Source organism: Methylobacterium sp. 4-46, from assembly GCF_000019365.1.
Lineage (GTDB): Bacteria > Pseudomonadota > Alphaproteobacteria > Rhizobiales > Beijerinckiaceae > Methylobacterium.
This window is the reverse complement of record NC_010511.1, coordinates 6,957,651-6,981,830: the sequence shown is the minus strand read 5'-3', so window position 1 is coordinate 6,981,830 and position 24,180 is coordinate 6,957,651. Positions and strand designations below refer to the sequence as shown.

The window sequence follows — 24,180 nt, the reverse complement described above, 5'->3', positions numbered from 1 at the left end:
CCGGACGGCCGCCCCGCCGGGCGGCTGTCCGGCCGGGCGGACACCGGGCGGGACGGCCCTCCGGAGGGGCGGATCCCTTCCTGACGCGGTGGGGGTTCAGAATGTTGTTCGGACTTGTTACAAACCACACCGCCACGGCCGGGATGATCATGGCACCGCAATGGCACCCCGGTTCTGTCCCGATCGCAAAGTGTCCCGATGCAGGGCCAGCACCCCGCAGCGGACGACGCTGAACTTCACCGCATATGCCTCGCCGGGCCGAGCCTGGCCGCTTCAACCACGGGTGTACGATCTTGTCAGCACTGGTTCTTCCCCTCCTCGATCGCGTCCGTGATCCGTCGGAGCTTCGCGCCCTGCCGGAGAGCGACCTGGCGCAGCTCGCCGCGGAACTGCGCGCCGAGACCATCGACGCGGTCTCGGTCACCGGCGGCCATCTCGGCGCGGGGCTGGGCGTGGTCGAACTCACGGTCGCCCTGCACTACGTCTTCCACACTCCCGACGACCGCCTGATCTGGGACGTCGGCCACCAGGCCTACCCGCACAAGATCCTCACCGGCCGGCGCGACCGCATCCGCACCCTGCGCCAGGGCGGCGGCCTCTCCGGCTTCACCAAGCGCGCCGAGAGCCCCTACGATCCCTTCGGCGCCGCCCACTCCTCCACCTCCATCTCCGCCGGCCTCGGCATGGCCGTCGCCCGCGACCTCGCCGAGGCCGCCGCCCGCGCCCGCGGCGAGACCCCCGAGCGCCGCAACGTCGTGGCGGTCATCGGCGACGGATCCATCTCCGCCGGCATGGCCTACGAGGCCATGAACAACGCCGGCGCCCTGCGCTCCCGCCTCGTCGTCATCCTCAACGACAACGACATGTCCATCGCGCCCCCGGTCGGCGCCATGTCGGCCTACCTCGCCCGCCTGGTCTCCGGCGACACCTACCGCTCCCTGCGCGACACCGCCCGCCAGTTCGGCCGCCTGCTGCCCAAGGCCCTCTACGACACCGCCGTGCGCGCCGAGGAATACGCCCGCGGCATCCTGGCGGGCGGCGGCACCATGTTCGAGGAGCTCGGCTTCCACTACGTCGGCCCGATCGACGGCCACAACCTCGACCACCTGCTGCCCATCCTCAAGAACGTCCGCGACGCGCCCGAGGGGCCGGTCCTGGTCCACGTCGTCACCCAGAAGGGCAAGGGCTACGCCCCCGCCGAGGCCGCCGCCGACCGCGGCCACGCCGTGGTCAAGTTCGACGTCGTCTCCGGCCAGCAGGTCAAGGCCAAGGCCAACGCCCCGACCTACACCCGGGTGTTCGGCGAGAGCCTGGTCAAGGCGGCGGACGCCGACGACAAGGTGGTGGCGATCACCGCCGCGATGCCCTCCGGCACCGGGGTCGACCTGTTCGCCAAGGCCCATCCGGGGCGCACCTTCGACGTCGGCATCGCCGAGCAGCACGCCGTGACCTTCGCGGCCGGGCTGGCGGCGGAGGGCTACCGGCCGTTCTGCGCGATCTACTCGACCTTCCTGCAGCGGGCCTACGACCAGGTCGTGCACGACGTGGCGCTGCAGAACCTGCCGGTGCGCTTCGCGCTCGACCGGGCCGGCCTGGTCGGGGCGGACGGGGCGACGCATGCGGGGGCCTTCGACCTGGCCTACCTGTGCTGCCTGCCCAACATGGTGGTGATGGCGGCCGCCGACGAGGCGGAGCTGGTGCACATGGTGGCGACCGCCCACGCGCACGATGCCGGCCCGATCGCCTTCCGCTACCCGCGGGGCGAGGGGGTGGGGGTGGACCTGCCCGAGAAGGGCGAGGTTCTGGCGCTGGGCCGCGGCCGGGTGATCCGGCGCCCGGAGGGGGCGCGGGTGGCGCTGGTGAGCCTGGGGACGCGCCTGGCGGAGGCGCTGAAGGCGGCCGAGCAGCTGGAGGAGCGCGGGATCGGGGTGACGGTGGCGGATGCGCGCTTTGCCAAGCCGCTGGACGAGGGGCTGCTGCTGGATCTTGCGGGCAGCCACGAGGTGCTGGTGACGGTGGAGGAGGGCTCGACCGGGGGCTTCGGCGCGATGGTGCTGCACCTGCTCGCGGGGCGCGGGGCGCTGGATGCCGGGACGGTGCGGGTGCGCACGCTGACCCTGCCGGACAGCTACCAGGACCACGACACGCCCGAGCGCATGTACGCCCAGGCCGGCCTCGACGCTCCCGCCATCGTCCGAGCCGTCGAGCACGCGCTCCCGGACGTGCGCCGGGAGCGCGCGCGCCTGCGCCGGGTCTGACCCGGGTCCTGGGCGGCGGAAGTTAACGCTGCGGTCCTCCCGCGCTTGTCGGGCGGGCCCCGAAATGGCAGAAGCGGCGGGCCTTTGGCCCCCGCAGCCTGCGGTGCGCCGCCCGGCGCGGCGGTGTCCTGCCGCCGGTTCGGGCGGCAGCCTCTCTGGACAGTGACGTGAGCATGATCGAGGCCTCGGACCGCACCCTGTCTGAAGCCCGGCCGGAGGTCGGCCCGGTGCTGATCACCGGCGCGAGCGGCTTTCTCGGACCGGCGCTGGTCGACGTGTTCCGCGCCGCCGGCTTCCCGGTCCGCATCCTGGTGCGGGCGACGAGCCCGCGCACCAACCTGACCTGGAGCGACGTCGAGGTGGCCGAGGGCGACATGCGCGACCCGGCCGCCGCCGCCGCCGCCCTGCGGGGCATGCGCTACCTCGTGCACGCCGCGGCCGATTACCGCCTCTGGGCGCCGGACCCGGAGGAGATCGTGCGCACGAACCGCGACGGCACCCGCGTGCTGATGCGGGCCGCCCTCGACGCGGGCGTCGAGCGGGTCGTCTACACGTCGAGCGTGGCGACGATCAAACCGCACGACGACGGCACGCCCGCCGACGAGCGGCGCCCGCTGACGCCCGAGACCGCGATCGGCGCCTACAAGCGCAGCAAGGTCGTGGCCGAGCGCGTGGTCGACGAGATGGTGGCCCGGGACGGGCTCCCCGCCGTGATCGTCAATCCCTCGACGCCGATCGGCCCCCGCGACGTCAAGCCGACGCCGACCGGCCGCATCATCGTGGAGGCCGCCAACGGCCGGATGCCGGCCTTCGTCGATACGGGCCTCAACCTCGCCCACGTGGACGACGTGGCGGCGGGTCACCTCCTGGCCCTGCGCCGCGGCCGCATCGGCGAGCGCTACATCCTGGGAGGCGAGAACGTGCTCCTGTCGCGGATGCTCGCCGACATCGCGGGCCTCGTCGGGCGCAGGCCCCCGACCATCCGGCTGCCGCGGGCGGCGGTCTACCCGGTCGCCCTCGTCTCCGAACTCGCCGCCCGCTTCACCGGCAAGGCGCCGCTCGCCACCCTCGACGGGATCCGGATGTCGCGTTACCGGATGTTCTTCTCCGACGCCAAGGCCCGGGCCGAACTCGGCTACGCCGCGCGGCCCTACCGGCAGGGGCTGGAGGACGCCGTCGCGTGGTTCCGCCAGGCAGGATACGTCCGATGACCACCGCGACCGAGGCGCGCTCCGGCAAGTCGCACCGCGACGAGAACTTTCCGGTCGCGTCGCACCTGATCCATCCGCGCCACCGGCGGCCGATCCTGGCCTTCTACGATTTCGTGCGCGCGGGCGACGACGTCGCCGACAATGCGGGCCTCGACCCGTCCCGCAAGGTGGCGCTCCTCGACGGGCTCGCGGCGGCGCTGACCGGCACCGGCCCGGACGATCCCGAGGCCGCGCCCCTGCGCGCGGCGCTGGCCGAGCGCGGCCTCTCCCCGCGCCACGCCCTCGACTTGCTCGACGCCTTCCGGATGGACGCGCGCAAGTCGCGCTACGCCAGCTTCGACGAGCTGATGCACTATTGCCGCTACTCGGCGATGCCGGTCGGCCGCTTCGTCCTCGACGTGCACGGCGAGGATCCGGCCGCGACCTGGGCGGCCTCGGACGCGATCTGCGCGGCGCTGCAGATCATCAACCACCTGCAGGATTGCGGGAAGGACTTCTCGCAGCTCGACCGGGTCTACCTGCCGGAGGACCTGATGGCGACGCACGGGGTCGCGGCGGGCGACCTCGGCGCGCCGCGGGCCTCGCCGGGCCTGCGGGCGGTGATCGGCACGCTGGCCCACCGCTGCCTCGACCTCCTGCACGAGGGACGGGCCCTGCCCGACCTGATCGAGGACACCCGGCTGGCGATGGAGATCGCCGCCATCCACCGCCTCGCCGTGATGCTGGCCCGCGGCCTCACGGCCCGCGACCCGCTGAGCCAGCGCGTCCATCACGGCAAGGCCGCCTTCGCGCTGATCGCCCTCGGGGCGGCCGGCACCGCCCTCGCCCGCCGGCCCTTCCGGCGGCACCTCGCCCCCTCCGTCCGGGGAGCCCGCCCGTGACCGCCATCGCCTCCCCCGCCCCTGCCCCGCCGGCGCCGGACGCCCCGGCCCTCCCCGCCGCGGGATCGTCCTTCTACGCGGCGATGCGCCTGCTCCCGGCGGCGCAGCGCGACGCGATGTACGCGGTCTACGCCTTCTGCCGGGCGGTCGACGACGTGGCCGACGACGGCGGCCCGCGCGAGCAGCGCGCGGCCGAGCTCGACCGCTGGCGGGCCGACATCGACGCGCTCTATGCCGGGCGCCCGGTGGCGCGCACCGCCGCGCTCGCCGGGCCGGTGGGGCAGTTCGGCCTGCGCCGCGAGGATTTCCAGGCCGTCATCGACGGCATGGCGATGGATGCCGAGGCCGACATCGTGGCGCCGGACGAGGCCGTGCTCGACCTCTACTGCGACCGGGTCGCGAGCGCGGTCGGGCGGCTCTCGGTGCGGATCTTCGGCCTCGCCGAGGGGCCGGGCCGCGACCTCGCCCACCATCTCGGCCGCGCCCTGCAGCTGACCAACATCCTGCGCGACGTCGACGAGGACGCGGAGCGCGGGCGGCTCTACCTGCCGCGCGAGCGCCTCGCCGCCATCGGCCTTCCCCGGCCGACGCCGGAGGCGGCCCTGCGCCACCCCCGGCTCGGGGAGGTCTGCGAGGCGCTCGCCGCCGAGGCCGAGGCCCATTACCGGGCCTCCTGGCGCATCATCGCGGCCTCGCCGCGCCGGGCCACCAAGGCGCCGCGGATCATGGCGGCGGCCTACCACCTCATCCTCGACGGGCTGAGGGCGCGCGGCTGGGCGGCGCCCCGCCCCCGGGTGAAGCCCGGCAAGCTCGCGCTGGTCGGCGTCCTCCTGCGCCACGGGATCCTGTGATGGCCGGCCGCGTCCACGTCCTCGGCGCCGGGCTCGCCGGCCTCTCGGCGGCCGTGCGGCTGGTCCAGGCCGGCCGGCCCGTCGTCCTGCACGAGGCCGCCAAGCAGGCCGGCGGGCGCTGCCGCTCCTACCACGATCCGGCCCTCGGGCTGACCATCGACAACGGCAACCACCTGCTCCTGTCGGGCAACCGCGACGCCCTCGCCTTCCTGCGCGCGGTCGGGGCTCCGGCCGGGGCGCTGACCGGCCCGGACGAGGCCGCCTTCCCGTTCGCGGACCTCGCCACCGGCGAGCGCTGGACCCTGCGGCCCAATGCCGGCCGCCTGCCCTGGTGGGTGCTCGACGCGAGCCGCCGCGTGCCGGGCAGCCGCGCGCGGGACTACCTCGCGCCGATCGGCCTCATGCGGGCGGGCCATCCCCGCACGATCGGGGAGAGCATGGCCTGCGAGGGGCTGCTCTGGGAGCGGCTCTGGCATCCGGTGCTGCTCGCGGCCCTCAACACCGACCCGCGCGAGAGCGACGCCGCGCTCGCCGCCGCGATCCTGCGCGAGACGCTCGGGGCGGGCGGCCGGGCCTGCCGGCCCCTGGTGGCGATCGAGGGCCTGTCGGCGGCCTTCGTGGAGCCGGCCCTGCGCTTCCTGGAGCGCGCGGGCGCCGAGATCCGCTTCGGCCGGCGCCTGCGCGCCCTCGAGATCGCCGGGGACCGGGTCGCCGCCCTCGCCTTCGCGGACGGCGCCGAGGCGCTGGGGCCGGAGGACGGCGCCGTGATGGCGCTGCCGGCCTGGGTGGCGACCGACCTGCTGCCCGGCCTCGACGCCCCGCAGGAGCACCGCGCCATCGTCAACGCGCATTTCGCGGTGGCGCCGCCCCCGGGTTCGCCGCTCCTGCTCGGGGTGATCGGCGGCCTGACCGAGTGGCTCTTCGCCTATCCGGACCGGCTCTCGGTGACGATCAGCGGCGCCGACCGCCTGCTCGAGACCCCGCGCGAGGATCTCGCCGAGCGGATTTGGGCCGAGGTCGCGCGCCTCACCGGCCAGGCCGGCGCGGCCCTGCCCCGCTGGCAGGTCGTCAAGGAGAAGCGGGCCACCTTCGCGGCCACGCCCGCGCAGGCGGCACGGCGCCCAGGTGCGCGGACGCACCTCGCCAACCTCGCCCTTGCGGGAGATTGGACCGCGACGGGGCTGCCCTCGACCATCGAGGGCGCGATCCGCTCCGGCGCCACGGCCGCGGCCCTTTTCACACAGGAACGATCAGCTCTGCGCGGAGCGGCTTGACGAGGGCCGCGCCGCGTCGGAACAGCTTGAGCATAGGCGGCGTTCTTGCATCGCCGCGAATCAGGGATCCAACCGGCGTCGGGCGCGCCGCCCGACAGGAGAAGGTGAGATCATCGTGGGCAAGGTCGAGACGCTCCACCGCACGAGCACGCAGGACATCACGCTCGACGACGTCGAGCGGCGCGTCACGCTCGCGTCGAAGGCTCTCATGCGGCTCGCGAACGCGGACGGGCACTGGTGCTTCGAGCTGGAGGCCGACGCCACCATTCCGTCCGAGTACATCCTCTACCATCATTTCCGCGGCTCGATCCCGACGGCCGAATTGGAGGGGAAGATCGCCGCCTACCTGCGCCGCACCCAGAGCGCGCAGCACGACGGCTGGGCCCTGATCCATGACGGCCCCTTCGACATGAGCGCGACCGTCAAGGCCTACTTCGCCCTCAAGATGGTCGGCGACCCGATCGACGCGCCCCACATGCGCCGGGCCCGCGACGCGATCCTGCGCCGGGGCGGCGCCGCCCACGCCAACGTCTTCACCCGGATCATGCTCGCCCTCTACGGCGAGGTGCCGTGGACCGCCGTGCCGGTGATGCCGGTCGAGGTGATGCTGCTGCCGCGGTGGTTCCCCTTCCACCTCGACAAGGTCTCCTACTGGGCCCGCACCGTGATGGTGCCGCTCTTCGTCCTGCAGGCCAAGAAGCCGCGGGCCCGCAACCCGCGCGGCATCGGCATCCGCGAACTCTTCGTCGAGGCGCCCGAGCGCGTGAAGCGCTGGCCGGCCGGCCCGCAGGAATCCTCGCCCTGGCGCCCGGTCTTCGCGGCCATCGACAAGGTGCTGCAGAAGGTCGAGGGCTTCTTCCCGGCCGGCTCGCGGGCGCGGGCGATCGACAAGGCGGTGGCCTTCGTCAGCGAGCGCCTGAACGGCGAGGACGGGCTCGGCGCGATCTTCCCAGCCATGGTCAACACCGTGCTGATGTTCGAGGCGCTCGGCTACCCGGACGACCACCCCTTCGCGGTCACGGCCCGCTCTTCGGTCGAGAAGCTCGTCACCGTCAAGGAGCACGAGGCCTACGTCCAGCCCTGCCTGTCCCCGGTCTGGGACACGGCGCTCGCCGCCCACGCCCTGATGGAAGCCGGCGGGACCGAGGCGGAGCGCCACGCCAAGCGCGCCATGGACTGGCTGAAGCCCCTGCAGGTGCTCGACATCAAGGGCGACTGGGCGGCCTCCAAGCCGGACGTGCGGCCGGGCGGCTGGGCCTTCCAGTACGCCAACCCGCACTACCCGGACCTCGACGACACCGCGGTCGTGGTGATGGCCATGGACCGGGTGCAGAGCCGCCGCAGCCCCGGGCCCGACGCGGCCGATTACGGGCTCTCGATCGCCCGCGCCCGCGAATGGGTCGAGGGCCTGCAGAGCCGCGACGGCGGCTGGGCGGCCTTCGACGCGGACAACACCTACCACTACCTCAACTACATTCCGTTCTCGGATCACGGGGCGCTGCTCGACCCGCCGACCGCCGACGTGACGGCGCGCTGCGTCTCGATGCTGTCCCAGCTCGGCGAGACCCGGGAGACCTGCCCGCCCCTCGACCGCGGCGTCGCCTACCTGCTCGCCGATCAGGAGGCGGATGGCAGCTGGTACGGCCGCTGGGGCATGAACTACATCTACGGGACGTGGTCGGTGCTCTGCGCCCTCAACGCGGCCGGGATCGACCCCGCCTGCGAGCCGGTGCGGCGGGCGGTGACCTGGCTCACCGCGATCCAGAACCCCGACGGCGGCTGGGGCGAGGACGCGTCGAGCTACAAGCTCGAATATCGCGGCTACGAGCGGGCGCCGAGCACGGCCTCGCAGACCGCCTGGGCGCTGCTCGCGCTGATGGCGGCCGGCGAGGCGGACAACCCGGCCGTGGCGCGCGGCATCAACTACCTGACCCGCACCCAGGGGGCGGACGGGCTCTGGGCCGAGGACCGCTACACGGCGACCGGGTTCCCGCGCGTCTTCTACCTGCGCTACCACGGCTACGCGAAGTTCTTCCCCCTCTGGGCGCTGGCCCGCTACCGCAACCTCCAGCGGGGCAACAGCCTCAAGGTGGCGGTGGGGATGTGACCCCGGCGGAGGGGCCGGCCCGCCCGCGCGGGCAGGCCGCGCCCCCTCCGCGGAGCCTGCGCCTGCCTGCGCGGTTCCTCCATCGAGAGCCGGTCCGACCGGCGGCCGGCGGGATTGCGCGATGACGCTCTTCAGCTACCACGCCTCGCACGAGCAGGTGGCCCCGCGCGACCTCCTCGCCCACGTGCAGCGAGCCGAGCAGGCGGGGTTCGACGGCGCCTTCTCGTCGGACCACCTCCAGCCCTGGTCGGCCGCGCAGGGCCAGTCGGGCTTCGCCTGGGCCTGGCTCGGGGCGGCGCTCCAGGCGACGCAGCGCCTGACCTTCGGGATCATCACGGTGCCGGGCGGCTGGCGCTACCACCCGGCAGTGCTGGCCCAGGCGGTGGCGACGCTCGGCCAGATGTATCCGGGCCGCCTGCCCTGGGTCGCGCTCGGCAGCGGGCAGGCCCTCAACGAATCGGTCACCGGCACGCCCTGGCCCGACCGGCCCGAGCGCCACGCGCGGCTGCGCGAGGGCGCCGAGATCATGCGGGCGCTGCTCGCGGGCGAGACCGTGACCCATCGCGGCCGGGTCTCGGCCCTGGACGCCAAGGTGTGGTCCCGCCCCGAGACGCCGACCCGGCTGGTCGGCGCCGCCACCACGCCGGAGACCGCCGCCTGGCTCGGCACCTGGGCGGACGGGCTCCTGACGGTGGGCAGCCGGCCCGAGGCGCTCGCCCCGATCGTCGAGGCGTTCCGGGAGACCGGCGGCGCCGACAAGCCGATCTTCCTCAAGCTCGATCTCAGCTTCGCCCGCGACCCGGCCGAGGCGCTGGCGCAGGCGCACGCGGCCTGGCGCTTCAACCAGCTCGGCAGCCCGGTCGCCTGGGAATTGCGCAGCCCGGCCGAGTTCGACGCCGCGTCGCGGTTCGTGCGGCCGGAGGACATGCACGCCCAGGTGCTGGTCTCGGCGGATCTCGGCGAGATGACCGAGCGCATCGCCGCCTGCGCGGCTCTGGGCTTCGACAGCATCGACCTGCACCAGGTCGGCGGGGGCCAGGCCGCGTTCATCGACGCCTTCGGCGAGCGGGTGCTGCCGGCCCTGCGCGCCCGCCGGGCGCCGGCGGCGGATTTCGACCCGGCCCTGATGCGGCCGGCCGCGCGGGCCGGGTAGGAGTCCCGCCCGGCGGCCCGTCGCGACGGATTCGGGCGGCCCCGCGGGCCGGCGGGGGGCATGATGATGGACGTGCTGGCGTCGCTGCGCGCCCTCGGCGCGCCGAGCTGCCTGCTGGCCCTCGGCTGCGCGGCCGGCGCCGGGCTGGTCCTCGGGGGGCCGCGGCGCCTGCGCGCGGGCGGGGCTTTGCTCCTCGGCGCCGCGGCGGCGGCGCTCGGCCTCGTCCTGGTCCTGCCCCTGGACCAGTGGCTGCTGCGGCCCCTGGAGGAGCGCTTTCCCGCCGCCGCGGGGCTGGCGCGGGTCGACGGGGTGGTCGTCCTCGGCGGCGCCCTGGCGGAGGGCATCCGGGCGGAGCGCGGCGCGCCGGGCCTGAACCGGGAGGCGGACCGGCTCGTCGCCTTCGCGGCGCTCGCGCGGCGCTACCCGGCCGCCAAGCTCGTCTTCGCGGGCGGCCCGGCCTCGGGGCGGCGGGAGGGGCTCACCGAGGCGCAGGCGAGCCGGGCCCTGCTCGAGGAGATCGGCCTGCCCCCCGGCCGGCTCCTCGTCGACGACCGCTCGCGGAGCACCTGGGAGAACGCCGTCGAGGCCCGCGCCCTGGCGCGGCCCGGGCCCGGGGAGACGTGGCTGCTCGTGACCTCCGCGAGCCACATGCCCCGGGCCATGGGCGCGTTCCGGCGGGCCGGGTGGCCGCCGCTCCTGGCTTGGCCCGTGGCCTACCGCACGACGCGGCGCGGCGCGGCGGCCCTGCGGCCCCTCGGCGCCAAGCTCGCGGCCATCGACCTCGCCGCGCACGAATGGGCCGGGCTGCTCGCCTACCGCCTGCGCGGCCGCAGCGACCGGCTGCTGCCCGCGCCCGAGCCGGCGATCGCCGGACGCACCTGACGTAAGGTCAAGCTTAACCAATCCCGCCCTCGCCGCGCCCTGGCTGCTGGTGCCGCTCGCGGGGCCTCTGGTGCGGGTCGGGCTCCCGATCCTCGGCGCGATCGTGCCCTGCGCGCGCTTCGCGCAGGCCGCGCGCCTGCCCGCCGCGGCGCGGCTCCTGCCCGCCCTCCGACCGCCGCGGCGCGCCCCAGCGGCCTGATCCCGCCCTCACCACCAGGGAACACCGCGATGGCACGGCTCTTCGTCACGAGGGCTCCGGTTTCCTCGGCAGCCTCCTGGTCGGCCGGCTGCTCGCCGGGGGCCCCGAGGGGGTGTTCCATTGCGCGGCCCTCCTCGCCCATGCGGCGCGCGGGCGCCGCGAGATCTGGTCCAGCAACGTCGAGGGAACCCGCTGCCTCGCCCGCGCGACCGCCGCCGCCGGCGTCCCGAACCTCGTCTTCGTCTCCAGCAACTGTCTCTGGGGACACGGCTTCGACCGCCCGGTGCGCGAGGACGACCCGACCGCGCCGTGCGAGATCCACGGTGCCAGCAAGTGGGAGGGCGAGAGGATCCTGGCCGACCACGCGGGCGACTTCGCGGCCGCGATCCTGCGCTCGCCGACCATCATCGACGAGGGGCGGCTCGGGCTGCTCGCCATCCTGTTCGAGTTCATCGCCGAGGGGCGCAGGGTCTGGCTGGTGGGCCGGGGCGGGAACCGCTCCCGGTTCGTCGCCGCCCAGGATCTGATCGACGCGATGCTGCGCGCGTGGCGCGCCCGCATCGCCGGCACCTTCGGCATCGGCGCGGACCATGTCGGCACGATGCGGGACACCTTCGCGCAGGTGGCGGCGGCCGGCACCGGCGCGCGCGGCGCATCTCCCGGCGGCCCCGACCCTGCTCGCCATGCGGCTGGCCCACGCCCTGCGGGTCTCGCCCCTCGGGCCCTACCATGACCGCATGATCACCCAGGATTTCGTCTTCGACACGACCCGCCTCAAGGCGGCGCTCGGCTGGCGCCCGACCCGGACGAACGGCGCCATGCCGCTGTCGGCCTACCGCTGCGACGCGGCCCACCGCGCGGAGATCGCGGCCCGCCGACGCGCCTCGGCCCATCGCCGCGCCGCCGGGATGGGGATCATCCGCCTGCTCAAATGGGTGTCCTGAGGGTTCGGCGGCGGGGCGGATGCGGGCGCCGGGCCCCGCCCGGGACCCGCGATCCTGCCGCAGGCCCGGACCGCCGGCACCCTCCCGCCGCGGACCAGCCCCCCGCCGCGCGCCTGCGGTCCGCCCGTGGCAGCGTCGCCACATCCCCGCCCCGAGCCCGCTGGTATGAAGGATGCACCGCGGCGGGATCCCGCCGGTCCCTTCCGCTCACACGGGGCGCCCATCCGCATGATCGTCGTCGAGGACAGTCTCACCGGACCCCATCCCGTGCTGGCCGTGACCGGCCTCGCCCGCGAGGCGCGCCTCGCCGCGGGGCCGGGCGTCGCCACGGTGGGCGCGGGCGGCAATCCCGAGCGCCTGCGGGCCGTCCTGCGCGAGCGGGTGCGGCCCGGCTGCCGCGCGGTGATGAGCATCGGCATCGCGGGCGGGCTCGATCCGGCCCTGGCGCCCGGCGACGTGGTGGTGGCCACCGGCGTGGTCGCGGCCGGCCGGCGCCACGGCGCCCATCCGGACGTGGTGCGGGCGCTGGCCGCGCGCCTCGCGGACGCGCCGTTCCGGGTCCGGCGGGCCGACCTCGCCGGGGAGGACTTCGCCGTGCTCTCGCCCCACGCCAAGGCGGTGCTGCACGTGCAGACGGGCGCGGCCGCCGTCGACATGGAGTCGCACGTGGCGGCGTCCTTCGCGCAGGCGCACGGGCTGCCCTTCTGCGCCGTGCGGGTGATCTGCGACCCCGCCGACCGGGCGCTCCCCGCCGCGATCGCCAAGGCCCTCAAGCCGAACGGCGAGCCCGACCTGCTCGCCGTCCTGTCGGCGCTGGCGCGCCGCTCCGCCAGGGTGGGCGGGCTCGTGCGCCTCGCCCGCGATTCCTCGGCGGCCTTCGCCTCCCTAGGCCGCTGTCGCGCGCTTCTTGGCGTCGGCCTCGGCGTTCCGGATCTCGGAGAGCTTCTGCGCGACGTTGCGTGAGAAGACGAACTCCGCCGGGCGCTGGTTCTCCAGGGAGATCTCCGAGGCCATCTCGCCCTCGGTCCGGATGCCGCGCAGCGCGAAGACGAGCGGCTTCCAGGGCTTGCGCACCGAATCGACCACCGAGGACGCCTCGTAGCCGGAATGCACCATGCAGTCGGCGCACTTCTCGTAGTTGCCGGTGCCGTAGGCGTCCCAGTCGGTCGTCTCCATCAGCTCCTTGAAGGTCTTGGCGTAGCCCTCGCCCAGCAGGTAGCAGGGCTTCTGCCAGCCGAACACGGTCCGGGTCGGGTTGCCCCAGGGCGTGCAATGGTAGGACTGGTTGCCCGCCAGGAAGTCAAGGAACAGGCCCGATTGCTGGAAGGTCCACTTCTCGCGGCCCTTCTGCTTGCCGAGGCGGAACACGCCGCGGAACAGCTCCTTGGTGGCCTTCCGGTTCAGGAAGTGCTGCTGGTCGGGCGCGCGCTCGTAGGCGTAGCCGGGCGAGACGGTGATGCCGTCGATGCCCATCCGGGTCACGCTGTCGAAGAAGTCGGCGATCCGCTCCGGCGCGGAGTTGTTGAAGAAGGTGCAGTTGATCGTGACGCGGAAGCCCAGATCCTTGGCCTTCTTGATCGCCGCCACCGCCTTGTCATAGACGCCGCGCTGGCACACCGACTTGTCGTGCATCTCCTTGTCGCCATCGAGATGGATCGACCAAGTGAAGTACGGGCTCGGCTTGTACTGCGAGATCTTCTTCTCGAGCAGCAAAGCGTTCGTGCAGACGATCGCGAATTTCTTCTGCTGGATGATGCCCTCGACGATCTGGGGCAGGTCCTTGTGCAGCAGAGGCTCGCCGCCCGCGATGACGACGACCGGCGCGCCGCACTCGCGGACCGATTCCAGGGCCTCGTCGACCGGCAGACGCTTGTTGAGAATCTCGTCCGGATAATCGATCTTCCCGCAGCCGGCGCAGGCCAGATTGCAGCGGAACAGCGGCTCCATCATCATCACGAGCGGGTAGCGCTTGCGGCCCGTGAGGTGCTGCTTGAGGATGTAGCCGCCGATCTTTGCGACGTACCGAAGAGGGATGCCCAAGATCGAGGCTCCTTGTCTCGCTTGCAGGGGGATGAACCGAGGGTCCTTAGCGCGAAAAACGGCGGAATTCCAGCAACCTAGGTTCGAATGGCTCTAACCGTTGCCCAAACCCAACGGTCCGGCGACGCTAACCCGCCCTCGCGCGTCGACCAATGCCGCGGGCGCAACCTTGATGCGACGCTGCAGCGCAGCAAGCCACGGCCCGGGCGGCGGCCGGGCGCCGCGCGGCGGCGCAACCGGGCGCCCGGGCGATTCGGTGCCCGTTCCGGGATTCGCTGCCCCGTCCGGACGATTCGCTCCCGCGCGCCGGCCCGTTCGAGACGGGGTGCGGCCCTCCCGGGCGAGGGACGCGGCGCCTCGGGACGGGCCGCGGGAGCGCGTCCTCGCGGGGTCCGGGCGGGCGCGCCGCGCCGGGGACGCGCACCCGTCCGGAGCCCCGCGCGTTGCAATCGCCTCTCGGGGCCACTACTTAGCGCGCCAACGCCCGGGAACGATGCGGGGCGCTCCGGCTTGCCGGACGAGGGCCCCCGGCACCGTGCCCGCCCCGACGCGCGGCGTGCGCAAGCGTGGGGTCGCGGCACCGACGGATCCGGGCGGGAGCGCGCTCCCGGCCCCGCACAAGGTTAGGCTAGACCACGTGATCGAACGGCTCGTCGCGCTCTCCGTCCGCCATCGCTGGCTGGTGCTGCTCGCCTGCCTCGCCCTGACGGCGGCGAGCGCGCTGACGGCGGCGCACCGCTTCCGCATCAACACCGACGTCGAGCGCCTGATCGCGCCCGACGTGGGCTGGCGTCAGGACGAGATCCAGTTCGAGAAGGCCTTCCCCCAGCGCAGCAACCTGCTGGTGGCGGTGATCGACGCGCGCACCCCCGAGCAGGCGGACGAGGCGGCGACGCGCCTCGCCGAGGCCCTGTCGCAGCACAGGAGCCGCCTGCCGGTGGTCTACCGGCCCGACGGCGGTCCCTTCTTCGACAAGAACGGCTTCCTGCTGATGCCGCAGAAGGAGCTGGAGCAGACCACCGAGCGGCTGGTGCAGCAGCAGGGGCTGCTCGGGCCGCTCGCGGCGGACCCGTCGCTGCGCGGCATCCTGCAGGCGATGGGCCTGGGCGCGCAGGGCGTGAAGGGCGGCCAGGCCAAGATCGAGGACCTGACGAGCCCGCTCGGCCAGCTGCGCGACACGTTCGAGAAGGCGCTGAGGGGCGAGCCGGCCCGCCTGTCCTGGCAGCTCCTGCTCTCGGGCGGCAAGGCCGAGACGGGGGATCTGCGCCGCTTCGTGATCACCCAGCCGCGCCTGGACTTCGACGAATTGCAGCCGGGCGCCGACGCCAGCGCGCTGATCCGCAAGACCGCCCGCGACCTCCACCTCACGCCGCAGGACGGCGTGACGGTGCGCCTGACCGGCCAGGTCGCGGTGGCGGACGACGAGTTCGCCACCCTCTCGGACGACGCCCTCCTCAACAACTCGGTGACGGTGGGCGCCATCGTCCTGTTCCTGTGGCTGGCGCTGCGCTCGCCGAGCCTCGTGGTCGCGGTGATCATCACGACCTTCGCGGGCCTCATCGTCACGGCGGCGCTCGGCCTGCTGATGGTCGGCGAACTCAACCCGATCTCGGTCGCCTTCGCGGCCCTGTTCGTCGGGCTCGGCATCGATTTCGGCATCCAGTTCGCGGTGCGCTACCGGGCCGACCGCTTCGTGCAGCCCGACCTGGCCAAGGCGATCCGCTCGGCCGCCCACGGGGTCGGCTGGTCCCTGACGCTCGCCGCGGTGTCGCTGCTGGCGGGCTTCTTCTCCTTCCTGCCGACGGAGTTCCGCGGCGTGTCCGAACTCGGCCTCATCGCCGGCGTCGGCATGATCGTGGCCTACCTGTTCGCGCTGACGCTGCTGCCCGCCCTGATCGCGGTGTTCAAGCCGCGGGGCGAGAAGGAGGAGGTCGGCACCGCCTCGCTGGCCAAGGTCGACCACTGGATCATCCAGAACCGCAAGCTCGTGCTGGTGCTGACCGGGCTCGTGACCGTGGCGGGCCTGCCGCTCCTCTACTACCTGCCGTTCGACTCGAACCCGATGCACCTGCGCAGCCCGAAGGTGGAATCGGTCGCGACCTATCTCGACCTCGCCAAGGACCCGGCCACGAGCCCCAACACGATCGACGTGCTGGTGCCGAACCGCGACGCGGTGCGGCCGATGGCCGAGCGCCTGCGGGCGCTGCCGATCGTCGCGAACGTGATCGACATCGACACCTTCGTGCCCCTGGACCAGGACCAGAAGCTCGCGACCATCGAGGACGCGGCGAGCGTGCTCGGCCCGGTGCTGAACCCGCCCCGCGTGGCGCCGCCGCCGAGCGACCGGGACGTGGTCCAGGCGCTCAAATCCGCTTCGGGCGCCCTGCGCGGCATCGCCGGCAAGGGCGAGAGCGCGCCCGAGAAGGAGGTGCTCGCCTTCACGGACACGCTCGACCGCCTCGCCGAGGCCTCCCCGCAGGTGCGGGAGGCGGCCGCGGCCGCGACCGTGCCGGACCTCAAGGGCCTTCTCGCGCGCCTGCGCGGCCTGCTCTCGCCGGAGAAGATCACCCTGGAGAGCCTGCCCGAGCAGATCCGCTCGGAATGGATCGCCAAGGACGGGCGCGCCCGGCTGGAGGTGCAGCCCAAGGGCAACTCGAACGACAATACGGTGCTGCGCCGCTTCTCCAAGGAGGTGCTGAGCGTGGCGCCGCACGCGACCGGCGCGCCGATCGCCACGACGCGGTCGAGCAGCACGATCCTGGGCGCCTTCATCGAGGCGGGCGCCCTCGCCCTGCTGTCGATCTTCGTGATCCTATCGGTCGCGCTGCGCCGCCCGTGGGACGTGGCGATGGCGCTCGGCCCGCTGGTGCTCGCGACCCTGTGGACGCTGGAGGCGCTCTACCTGATCGGGATGCCGCTCAACTTCGCCAACATTATCGCGATGCCGCTGATGCTGGCCGTGGGCGTGGCCTTCCACATCTACTACGTGATCGCGTGGCGGGCGGGCGTGGCCGACATGCTGGCCTCGAGCCTGACCCGGGCGATCTTCTTCTCGGCGCTGACGACCGGGACGGCGTTCGGCTCGCTGGTCCTGTCGAGCCATCCGGGCACCGCGAGCATGGGCAAGCTGCTCGCGCTCTCGCTGTTCTTCACGCTGGTGGCGGCCTTCTTCATCGTGCCGGCCTTCCTCGGCCCGCCGCCGAAGGCGAAGGGGAAGGACGCGCCCGCCCGGGCCCCGGAGCCGGTGCGGGAGCCCGAGGGCGTGGTGGCGCGCCGGGCGGTGTGATGCGGGATCCGCTTTGATCAGGCGGATCCCGGATCAGGCGAGGAAATCCCCGAACCCGCCCAGGACTGCGCCCGATTCCCTGAGCGCCGCCCGGCTCTCCGGGGCCGTGAGGGCCGCGAGTTCCTCCGCGTAGGCATAGCCCGGCGCCTCGCCCGGGAAGCCGCCCCGCGTCGCCGGATGGGTGTAGAGCTCGGTCAGCCCCGCCGGCAGGTGCCGCAGCAGCGCCGCGACCCGGGGCGGACTCATCCGCCCCGACCAGGCGAGGCCGAGCACGCCGTCCGGCACCAGGAGCCCGGCCCGGCGGGCGCGCCGGCCGAGCAGGGCCGCCCAGGGCGCCGTGTCGAGGGCGAGGCCCGGGGCCGCGCCCGGCTCCGCCCGGCGCAGCACGGCCCGGTCCTCGCGCGGCACGCGCAGGGCCCGCATGCCGTGCGGGCGCCCGATCCGCAGCACCAGGCCGGCGATCACCGGGTGGACGTGGAAGTGCTTGTGCGCGTTGACGTGGTCGAGGGGCAGCCCGGTGGCCCGGTAGGCCTCGAACTGGGCCCGGATCTCGGCGGCGAGCTGGCGGCGGGCGCGGGGCTTGGCCGCGAGGTCGAGGCCGAGCCCGCCCATGTCCCGCCGCAGCAGGCCCTGCCCGTCGACGAGGTCGGGCAGTTCCGCCGCCGGCAGGCACGGCCAGGCCTCGACCATCACGAGGTGCAGGCCGACGCGCAGCGAGGGCAGCCGCCGCGCGCGGGCGACCGCGTCCGCGGCGGCGGGGGCCGCCACCATCAGGCTCGCGGCCGAGAGGATGCCTTCGCGGTGCGCCCGCTCGACCGCCTCGTTCACCTCGGGCGACAGACCGAAATCGTCGGAGGTGACGACGAGGCGCCTGACCTGCCGGCGCCCGTCCCGGGACCGGGGGCTCACGCCGCCTTGGCGCTGCCGCCCGCCTGACGCTCCTTCAGGAAGTGCCAGAACTCGACGCCCTCGCGCAGGCGGCGCTTCATCATCTCGGGCGAGCGCACCATCTCGCCGACGATCGAGGCGATCTTCGGCGCCCGGAAGTAGAACTTCTTGTAGAACTCCTCCACCGAGTTGAAGATCTCGGTGTGCGACAGGTGGGGATAGTGCAGCGGCGCGATCTGCACCCCGTTCTCGTCGACGAGCTCGGCATTGGCCTCGTCGAGCCAGCCGTTCTCGACCGCCTGCTTGTACAGGAAGGTGCCCGGATACGGCGCCGCGAGGGAGACCTGGATGGTGTGCGGGTTGATCCGGGTGGCGAACTTGATCGTCTCCTGGATCGTCTCCTTGGACTCGCCCGGCAGCCCGAGGATGAAGGTGCCGTGGATGGCGATGCCGAGGTCGTGGCAATCCTTGGTGAACTTCTCCGCCACCTCGACCCGCATGCCCTTCTTGATGTTGTGCAGGATCTGCTGGTTGCCGGACTCGTAGCCGACCAGCAGCAGGCGCAGGCCGTTGTCCCGCAGCACCTTCAGGGTCTCGCGCGGCACGTTCGCCTTGGCGTTGCAGGACCAGGTCACGCCGAGCTTGCCGAGCTCGCGGGCGATCTCCTGGGCGCGCGGCAGGTTGTCCGTGAAGGTGTCGTCGTCGAAGAAGAACTCCTTCGTCTGCGGGAACGCCTTCAGGCAGTACTTGATCTCCTCGATCACGTGCCCGACCGAGCGCGTCCGGTAGGTGTGCCCGCCCACCGTCTGCGGCCAGAGGCAGAAGGTGCAGCGCGACTTGCAGCCCCGGCCGGAATAGAACGAGATGTAGGGGTGCTTCAGGTAGCCGATGAAGTAGTTCTCCATCACCAGGTCGCGCTTGTAGACGCTGGTGACGAAGGGCAGCTGATCCATGTCCATCATCACCGGCCGGTCCTCGTTGTGCACGATGACGCCGGAGGCGTTGCGGTAGGACAGGCCCTTGATCTGCGCGAGGTCGCGGCCGTCGGCGACCTCCTTGCAGGTGAAGTCGAACTCGTTGCGGGCCACGAAGTCGATCGCCGGCGCCTTCTCCAGCGAGCCCTGCGCGTCCACCGCCACTTTGGCGCCGATCAGGCCGGCCTTCAGGTTCGGGTTCACGGCCTTCAGCGCCTCGACCGTCGCCACGTCCTGCTTGAAGGACGGGACCGAGGTGTGGAGCACGACGAGGTCGAAATCCTTCGCCTGGGCGGCCACGTCGCCGAGCTTCAGGTTGTGCGGGGGCGCGTCGATCAGCTTGGAATTCTCGACGAGCGCCGCCGGCTGGGCGAGCCAGGTCGGGTACCAGAACGACTTGATCTCGCGCTTGGCCTGGTAGCGGGAGCCGGCGCCGCCGTCGAAGCCGTCGAAGGTGGGGGCCTGGAGGAAGAGGGTGCGCATCGGGGAATTCTCGCGATGAGGTGAGGCCGCCGGGGCGGCCGTCAGGTCGTGGGGGCGCCGGTCTCCTGCGCGAGGCCCGGCTCGGGGATGAGCGTGCCGTCAGCCACAACGCGATAATCGTGACCTTTCCAAGTCACGGCGCCGGAGGCGAAGCACCACACGAAGCCGGCGAACGAGACCAGGTCGCGGATCGGCAGCAGCCAGTAGGGATGCGGGTCGAGGCCGAAGGCCCGCTCCAGCCGCAGGCACAGGACGATGCGGCAGGTGAGCGCCAGGGCGGCGATGGCGAGGCCCTGCGGGCTGGTGTTGGGCATCAGCGCGCCGATCAGGGCGAGCGGGAAGGCGTGGGTGACGAGGCTGCCCGCGTAGCCGGCCGGGTCGACGTTGCGGATGGTCCGGTTCCAGCGCGTCTCGTGGCGCCACAGGTCCGAGAGCGAGGTGTCGACGCAGGTATGCCCGATGGTGAAGTTCGGGATGGCGACGATCCCGCCCCCGGCCCCGCGCAGGGCCGCGCCGAGCGCGTAATCGTCGGCGAGGTCGTCCTTCACCCGCTCGAAGCCGCCGATCGCCGCGAGCGCCTCGGCCCGGAACGCGATGGTGGAGCCGAAGCAGGGCTCGGCCAGGGAGAGGCCGGTGCCGACGAGCACGTTCGGCAGGAACTGCGTGTCGATGGCCAGCGTCGAGAGCTGCGCCCAGACGCTCCGCTCGGCCGGCACGCCGTGATACAGGCAGGTCACCGCCGCCACGCCCGGCCGGCCGAGCTCCGCGACGATGCGCTCCAGGTAGTCCGGGCGCACCACCATGTCGCTGTCGGCCAGCACCACGACCTCGTGGGCGATCAGCCCGGCCATGTTGATCAGGTTCGACACCTTGCGGTTCGAACCGTGCTGGCGGGCGTCGAGCGCGAGGTCGATGCGCAGGTCCGGGTGCTCGGCCTTGAGCCGGGCGACCATCGCCAGGGCCGGGTCGGCGGCGCTCTGCACGCCGAAGATGATCTGGACCGGGCCGGCGTAATCCTGGCGGCAGAAGCTGGTCAGGTTCTCGTAGAGGTTCGGCTCGTCCCCGCAGAGCGGCTTCATCAGCGTGACCGAGGGCCGGGCCGCGCCGGCCGGGAGCGTCGGCGTCGGGCGCCCCGCCGCGCGGCCAGCGAGCCACGCCGCCGCGAGGGCGTAGGCGCAGCCCGCCGCCGCCAGGGTGAGGAGCAGGGTGGAGATCCAGGTGGAGTCCATGAGGGGTTCCGAGGACGCTGGCGGCCGCCACGGGGCGGCGGGTCGGGGGCGGCCCCCGCGAGGTCAGGGCTTCTGGGCGGGAGGCGCGGCGGCGAGCATCGTGGCGGTGGTCTGGCGCAGGAAGTCGAGCAGCGCGTCCGGACCGCCGCTCTTCAGCGGCTCGGCGAAGGTGGTCCGCAGGGTGCCCGCCTCGCTGATCGTGCCCTGCAGGTAGACGTCGGTGATCTTGCCGTCGTTGGTCGTGATGTAGTCGACCGGGGAGGAATCGCCGCTCGCGTCGGTGGCGGTGCTGCGCACGATGCGCCCGCTGCCGCGCGCCTCGCTCGCGGGCTGCACGTCGAAGCGGCCGCCGGCCGCCGCCGACAGGCGGGTCGCGTAGGTGGCGGTGAGGTAGGGCCCGAAGGCCTCGATCAGCGCGGCCTGCTTGTCGGCCGGCACGTCCTTCCAGCGGCTGCCGATCGCGAGGCGCAGCATGGCGGGCAGGTCGAAGGACTCGGCCACCGGCCCGGTCAGCACCGCGACGCGCCCGCGCACGTCCGGCTGCTTGAGCGCCTCGGTGAAGGCCGCGATCATCCGCTGCACCGTCGCGACCGCCGGATCGTCGGCCGCCCGGGCCGGCCCGGGCGCGACGAGCGCCCCCACCCCGACCCAGCACTCCAGGGCTGCCCCGGCCGCGAGGCCGGCACCGGCCGACAGGCCGGCCCGCAGGAACTCCCGTCGATTCCGCACGAGCGTCACTCTCCCCTTTTGGCGTCGGCCGCCGCCGGCGCGTAGCCGTAGGCGGGATCGAGGGGCGGCGCGATCGGCGCCGACCCGAACAGCGAGCGCAGGGACGACCCGAGCCCGGTCGTCTCGCCACGGGCGCGGCTCTCCAGGGCATGCCAGAGGCCGAGACTCGGCACGCCGACCGCCAGATCCGCGACCCGCTTGACCAGGGACAGGGCGAGGGCCGACTCGGCCGGGATGCCGAACACCGCGCAGAGGGCGATCAGGCCGCCCTCCTGGGCACCGAGGGCGCCGGGCACCGCGAAGGCGGCGCCGCGCACGGCCTGGGCGAGGCTCTCGATCACCAGCGCCTCCAGGAACGGGGCGCCGTAGCCCATGAAGTGCAGCACCACCCAGACTTCGAGCGCGCCGATCACCCAGCCGACGAGGTGCAGGCCGCTCGCCGTGGCGATCCGGCGCGGCGCCCCGTAGAGCCCGCGCAGGCAGTCGTAGAGCACGTCGACGGCGCCGAGCGCCCGCCACTCGCGCCCGCTCGCGAAGCGGCGCAGGGCGGCCTGGAGCAGCCGGTGCCCGTGGCGCCGCTGCACGAGGTAGAAGGCGCCGAGGGCCGGCGCCGCGATCAGGAGCCCGACCGTGACGTAGTGCACGATCGGCCCCTCGCCGCCGAGCGCCACGAGCAGGCCGAGCCCGATCACCGTGAACAGGAACTGCGTCAGCGCCTGGAGCATCAGGTCGACGAACATGCTCGCGCCCGCCAGCCCCCCCGGCACCCGCTGCAGGGTCAGGAGCCGCGCCCCGATCAGGTCGCCGCCGACCTGCGCCACCGGCAGCAGCGTGTTGATGCCCTCGCGCACGAACCGGATGGCGACGCAGACCCGCAGGGCGGGCCGGGACGCGGCGGGGAAGACCGCCCACCAACCGAGCCCCGCCCAGGCGACCGCGACCACGCGGGCGAGGACCACCAGGGCGGCGCCCCACCCGGCCGTCCAGGCCGCCTCCATGACGGCCTCGGGCCCCGAGGACACGAACAGGCCGATGGCGGTGCACAGGCCTGCCGCCAGGGCCAGGGTGGTGAGACGCCTCATGGTCCTCTTTCAGTTGCCGCGGCCGCTGGCCGGCCCCGGAATGCGCGCCATTCGTGCAACGGATGCGGCGCAAATCATCAGCGTGTCCCGGGTGACGTTGCAGCTCCGCCACCGCCTGTCTATCACCGGCCGGACACAGTGCCGGGTAAACGCGCCGCGCCAGCCTCCAGGGCGCATGACCGGAAATGCCCGCAAGATTATGGCGCAGGGCGCTTTTCCGGTCGGGGCGCGGTTCGCGCCGGATGCGGAAGCGCCCCGATGAGGCCGATTTGCAACGGCCGAGAAGGAGACGACATGGACCGGGAGACGACCATCGACAGCGGGCAGAACCTGCTCGACGCCGCCGCTGGCCGGGATCTCCTCGACACGGGGGCGAGCGGCCATGAGGGGCCGCAGGCGAGCGGCCATGAGGGGCCGCAGGCGGGCAGCCACCGGGTGCCCGCGCCCCAATCGCCCGTCATGGCCTGGAACGAGTGGGACCCGCTCGAGGAGGTGATCGTCGGCAGCCTCGACGGGGCGACGATCCCGACCCACCACCTCACGGTGATCTTCAACCTGCCGCGGGCCGCCCAGCCCTTCTACCGGCTCGCCTCGGGCTGGAAATACCCGAAATTCATGAAGAAGCTCGCGCAGGCCGAGCTCGACAACTTCATCCGCATCCTGGCGGGCGAGGGCGTCAGGGTGCGCCGTCCCGACGCGGTCGACTTCTCGAAGAAGTTCAGGGCCCCGCGCTGGACCTCGCGCGGCTTCTGCGTCGCCTGCCCGCGCGACCCCTACCTGGTGATCGGCGACGAGATCATCGAGTCGCCGATGTGCTGGCGCTCGCGCTACTTCGAGGGCGACGCCTACCGCTCGCTGTTCAAGGAGTACTTCCGGGCCGGCGCCCGCTGGACCTCGGCGCCGCGGCCCCAGCTCACCGACGAGCTCTACAATTACGATTACCGGGTGCCGAACCTGAAGGCCGGCGAGCCGATGCGCTACACGGTCAACGAGTTCGAGCCGGTCTTCGACGCGGCCGACTTCGTGCGCTGCGGGCGCGACCTCTTCGTCACCCGCTCGAACGTGACCAACCTGATGGGCATCGAGTGGCTGCGCCGCCACCTCGGGCCGGGCTTCCGCATCCACGAGATCGAGAGCCGCTGCCCGCAGCCGATGCACATCGATTCCTCCTTCATGCCGCTCGCCCCCGGCAAGGTGCTGGTCAACCCCGACTACGTCGACGTCGAGCGCCTGCCGAAGGTCCTGAAGTCCTGGGACGTGCTGATCGCCCCCCGGCCCGACCCGGTCGAGGGCTTCATGAGCAGGATCTCGATGTGCTCGCCCTGGACCTCGATCAACGTGCTGATGCTCGACGAGAAGAAAGTCGTCGTCGACGCGAGCCAGCCGACCCTGATCAAGGCGCTGAAGGGCTGGGGCTTCGACCCGATCCCGGCGCCCTTCCTGTCCTACGGGCCGTTCGGCGGCTCCTTCCACTGCGCGACGCTGGACGTGCGCCGCCGCGGCACGCTCAAGTCCTACTTCTGAACCGCCATCCGGTTGATGGCTTCGCCATCTCCGATTTCGGCCATGCGGATGGCGGCTTCGCTCAGGCGCCGCGCGGGCTTGGGATCCGGGATCCGCTTTGATCAACCGGATCCCGCATGAGCGCGCGGCCCGCGCCACCCGGCCCGGGCCGCGCATCGCCGGCCGCCCCTGGGGCAGGCGACGGC

General features: G+C 73.2%; 20 protein-coding genes. 14 read left to right on the top strand and 6 right to left on the bottom strand.

Annotated features, from left to right (window positions below; all coding sequences use genetic code 11):
- Window positions 1–293 precede the first annotated feature (293 nt).
- The 11 genes from dxs to M446_RS30700 all read left to right on the top strand — a co-directional run bounded on the left by dxs (window position 294) and on the right by M446_RS30700 (window position 12,723).
- Window positions 294–2,258, top strand: coding sequence for a 1-deoxy-D-xylulose-5-phosphate synthase (gene dxs, locus M446_RS30745; protein ID WP_012335994.1), 1,965 nt, complete (start codon window positions 294–296; stop codon window positions 2,256–2,258).
- A 173-nt stretch (window positions 2,259–2,431) separates the two neighbouring features.
- Window positions 2,432–3,469, top strand: coding sequence for a hopanoid-associated sugar epimerase (hpnA, locus tag M446_RS30740; protein WP_012335993.1), 1,038 nt, complete (start codon window positions 2,432–2,434; stop codon window positions 3,467–3,469).
- On the top strand, window positions 3,466–4,350 hold the full coding sequence (gene hpnC, locus M446_RS30735; RefSeq protein ID WP_012335992.1) for a squalene synthase HpnC: 885 nt from the start codon (window positions 3,466–3,468) through the stop codon (window positions 4,348–4,350). The genes hpnA and hpnC overlap by 4 nt, the downstream gene beginning before the upstream one ends.
- Window positions 4,347–5,201, top strand: coding sequence for a presqualene diphosphate synthase HpnD (gene hpnD, locus M446_RS30730; protein WP_012335991.1), 855 nt, complete (start codon window positions 4,347–4,349; stop codon window positions 5,199–5,201). The genes hpnC and hpnD overlap by 4 nt, the downstream gene beginning before the upstream one ends.
- Window positions 5,201–6,475 carry a hydroxysqualene dehydroxylase HpnE gene (hpnE, locus tag M446_RS30725; protein ID WP_012335990.1) on the top strand — a complete coding sequence of 425 codons (1,275 nt, stop codon included), beginning with the start codon at window positions 5,201–5,203 and terminating at the stop codon, window positions 6,473–6,475. The genes hpnD and hpnE overlap by 1 nt, the downstream gene beginning before the upstream one ends.
- A 115-nt stretch (window positions 6,476–6,590) precedes the next feature.
- Window positions 6,591–8,582 carry a squalene--hopene cyclase gene (shc, locus tag M446_RS30720; RefSeq protein ID WP_012335989.1) on the top strand — a complete coding sequence of 664 codons (1,992 nt, stop codon included), beginning with the start codon at window positions 6,591–6,593 and terminating at the stop codon, window positions 8,580–8,582.
- A gap of 121 nt (window positions 8,583–8,703) precedes the next feature.
- Window positions 8,704–9,735: a TIGR03885 family FMN-dependent LLM class oxidoreductase gene (locus M446_RS30715; protein WP_012335988.1), complete on the top strand. Its 1,032-nt coding sequence runs from the start codon at window positions 8,704–8,706 to the stop codon at window positions 9,733–9,735.
- A 60-nt stretch (window positions 9,736–9,795) separates the two neighbouring features.
- The gene (locus M446_RS30710; protein ID WP_012335987.1) at window positions 9,796–10,617 is read left to right on the top strand and encodes a YdcF family protein; all 822 of its coding nucleotides are present in this window, start codon (window positions 9,796–9,798) and stop codon (window positions 10,615–10,617) included.
- A gap of 311 nt (window positions 10,618–10,928) precedes the next feature.
- Window positions 10,929–11,549: an NAD-dependent epimerase/dehydratase family protein gene (locus M446_RS30705; RefSeq protein ID WP_050777529.1), complete on the top strand. Its 621-nt coding sequence runs from the start codon at window positions 10,929–10,931 to the stop codon at window positions 11,547–11,549.
- On the top strand, window positions 11,500–11,760 hold the full coding sequence (locus M446_RS39335) for a hypothetical protein (RefSeq protein WP_050777528.1): 261 nt from the start codon (window positions 11,500–11,502) through the stop codon (window positions 11,758–11,760). The genes M446_RS30705 and M446_RS39335 overlap by 50 nt, the downstream gene beginning before the upstream one ends.
- Window positions 11,761–11,988: 228 nt before the next feature.
- Window positions 11,989–12,723 (top strand): phosphorylase, encoded by a 735-nt coding sequence (locus M446_RS30700; RefSeq protein ID WP_012335986.1) that lies wholly within the window; start codon window positions 11,989–11,991, stop codon window positions 12,721–12,723.
- Here the strand turns inward: M446_RS30700 and hpnH are convergent.
- Window positions 12,646–13,800 carry an adenosyl-hopene transferase HpnH gene (gene hpnH / locus M446_RS30695; protein WP_012335985.1) on the bottom strand — a complete coding sequence of 385 codons (1,155 nt, stop codon included), beginning with the start codon at window positions 13,798–13,800 and terminating at the stop codon, window positions 12,646–12,648. The genes M446_RS30700 and hpnH overlap by 78 nt on opposite strands.
- Before the next feature lie 637 nt (window positions 13,801–14,437).
- Here hpnH and M446_RS30690 point away from each other — a divergent pair.
- On the top strand, window positions 14,438–17,086 hold the full coding sequence (locus tag M446_RS30690; protein ID WP_012335984.1) for an MMPL family transporter: 2,649 nt from the start codon (window positions 14,438–14,440) through the stop codon (window positions 17,084–17,086).
- Between the two features lie 33 nt (window positions 17,087–17,119).
- Here the strand turns inward: M446_RS30690 and hpnK are convergent, their stop codons facing one another.
- The 5 genes from hpnK to M446_RS30665 all read right to left on the bottom strand — a co-directional run bounded on the left by hpnK (window position 17,120) and on the right by M446_RS30665 (window position 22,471).
- The gene (gene hpnK / locus M446_RS30685; protein ID WP_012335983.1) at window positions 17,120–17,995 is read right to left on the bottom strand and encodes a hopanoid biosynthesis-associated protein HpnK; all 876 of its coding nucleotides are present in this window, start codon (window positions 17,993–17,995) and stop codon (window positions 17,120–17,122) included.
- On the bottom strand, window positions 17,992–19,431 hold the full coding sequence (gene hpnJ / locus M446_RS30680; protein WP_012335982.1) for a hopanoid biosynthesis associated radical SAM protein HpnJ: 1,440 nt from the start codon (window positions 19,429–19,431) through the stop codon (window positions 17,992–17,994). Before hpnJ ends, hpnK begins: the two co-directional genes overlap by 4 nt.
- Window positions 19,432–19,472: 41 nt before the next feature.
- Window positions 19,473–20,660: a bacteriohopanetetrol glucosamine biosynthesis glycosyltransferase HpnI gene (hpnI, locus tag M446_RS30675; RefSeq protein WP_012335981.1), complete on the bottom strand. Its 1,188-nt coding sequence runs from the start codon at window positions 20,658–20,660 to the stop codon at window positions 19,473–19,475.
- Window positions 20,661–20,723: 63 nt separating this feature from the next.
- Complete coding sequence (locus tag M446_RS30670; protein WP_236728844.1) at window positions 20,724–21,389, bottom strand: ABC transporter substrate-binding protein; 666 nt, start codon at window positions 21,387–21,389, stop codon at window positions 20,724–20,726.
- A 5-nt stretch (window positions 21,390–21,394) separates the two neighbouring features.
- Window positions 21,395–22,471 (bottom strand): flippase-like domain-containing protein, encoded by a 1,077-nt coding sequence (locus M446_RS30665; RefSeq protein WP_012335979.1) that lies wholly within the window; start codon window positions 22,469–22,471, stop codon window positions 21,395–21,397.
- Here M446_RS30665 and M446_RS37745 point away from each other — a divergent pair.
- Both M446_RS37745 and M446_RS30660 read left to right on the top strand, forming a co-directional pair.
- Complete coding sequence (locus M446_RS37745) at window positions 22,470–22,733, top strand: hypothetical protein (RefSeq protein ID WP_150108761.1); 264 nt, start codon at window positions 22,470–22,472, stop codon at window positions 22,731–22,733. The genes M446_RS30665 and M446_RS37745 overlap by 2 nt on opposite strands.
- Before the next feature lie 32 nt (window positions 22,734–22,765).
- A complete protein-coding gene (locus M446_RS30660; RefSeq protein ID WP_012335978.1) occupies window positions 22,766–23,995 on the top strand; it encodes an amidinotransferase in 1,230 nt (409 codons plus the stop codon).
- Window positions 23,996–24,180: the final 185 nt, after the last annotated feature.

Bases quoted from the DNA above. Each gene is read 5' to 3' on its own strand.
- hpnA (WP_012335993.1), top strand. From the start codon at position 2,432: ATGATCGAGGCCTCGGACCGCACCCTGTCTGAAGCCCGGCCGGAGGTC.
- hpnC (WP_012335992.1), top strand. From the start codon at position 3,466: ATGACCACCGCGACCGAGGCGCGCTCCGGCAAGTCGCACCGCGACGAG.
- hpnE (WP_012335990.1), top strand. From the start codon at position 5,201: ATGGCCGGCCGCGTCCACGTCCTCGGCGCCGGGCTCGCCGGCCTCTCG.
- M446_RS30715 (WP_012335988.1), top strand. From the start codon at position 8,704: ATGACGCTCTTCAGCTACCACGCCTCGCACGAGCAGGTGGCCCCGCGC.
- M446_RS30710 (WP_012335987.1), top strand. From the start codon at position 9,796: ATGATGATGGACGTGCTGGCGTCGCTGCGCGCCCTCGGCGCGCCGAGC.
- M446_RS39335 (WP_050777528.1), top strand. From the start codon at position 11,500: ATGCGGCTGGCCCACGCCCTGCGGGTCTCGCCCCTCGGGCCCTACCAT.
- M446_RS30700 (WP_012335986.1), top strand. From the start codon at position 11,989: ATGATCGTCGTCGAGGACAGTCTCACCGGACCCCATCCCGTGCTGGCC.
- hpnJ (WP_012335982.1), bottom strand. From the start codon at position 19,431: ATGCGCACCCTCTTCCTCCAGGCCCCCACCTTCGACGGCTTCGACGGC.
- hpnI (WP_012335981.1), bottom strand. From the start codon at position 20,660: ATGGACTCCACCTGGATCTCCACCCTGCTCCTCACCCTGGCGGCGGCG.
- M446_RS37745 (WP_150108761.1), top strand. From the start codon at position 22,470: ATGGTCCTCTTTCAGTTGCCGCGGCCGCTGGCCGGCCCCGGAATGCGC.
- M446_RS30665 (WP_012335979.1), bottom strand. From the start codon at position 22,471: ATGAGGCGTCTCACCACCCTGGCCCTGGCGGCAGGCCTGTGCACCGCC.
- M446_RS30660 (WP_012335978.1), top strand. From the start codon at position 22,766: ATGGACCGGGAGACGACCATCGACAGCGGGCAGAACCTGCTCGACGCC.